Genomic DNA, 616 nt, shown 5'->3' with positions numbered 1-616 from the left:
GCTCTTTCACCTTAATGCTGTCCATACCCTCAGCCAGTAACGTCAGTGCAGACTGTGCTTGCGTACTATTGGCATTATAAATCTTACTGATATTCTCTAATTGGATATGATTCATCGTGGTTCTCGCTATTGGTATTTATTGTTGTCGTTGTTATGGTTTTCGTTATTATCAATTTCGCTGTTTGTTACGCTCATTTTTAACGGGGCATGTGCACCTTAACGCCAAGCAAACTCCTAACCAATCGGACGTTTGCCCCCTTCAATGGTTTTTTGACGCGCACGCTTACCTTGACCAAAAGCTTGAGTAATACGGTCGATAATAATAGCAACGATGACAATAGCGGTACCTGCTTGTAAGCCTTGACCGATATTGAGCGTTTGGATAGATTGCAAGACATCTTCGCCAAGACCAGGTGCACCAATCATGGAAGCCAGTACTACCATAGCAAGCGACATCATTACTGCTTGATTAATCCCCGCCATGATACTAGGCAGTGCTTGGGGCAGCTTAATCCAGACAAGCAGCTGCAAATGAGTGCTACCAAATGAGCGTCCTGCCTCGACCATTTCATGATTGACTTGAGTAATACCCAAAGTCGTTAGACGTATGAGTGGC

The 616-nt window shown here is 44.3% G+C and carries 1 protein-coding gene; it reads right to left on the bottom strand.

Annotated features, from left to right (window positions below):
• Positions 1 to 234: 234 nt before the first annotated feature.
• Positions 235 to 616 (bottom strand): ABC transporter permease subunit (locus ACS8FD_RS22115; RefSeq protein ID WP_439277446.1); only part of this gene is annotated, 382 nt, incomplete at its 5' end.

It is taken from the genome of Psychrobacter sp. 1U2 (assembly GCF_051847575.1).
The sequence above is the reverse complement of the archived record's forward strand: the minus strand, read 5'-3'. Positions and strand labels throughout refer to the sequence as shown.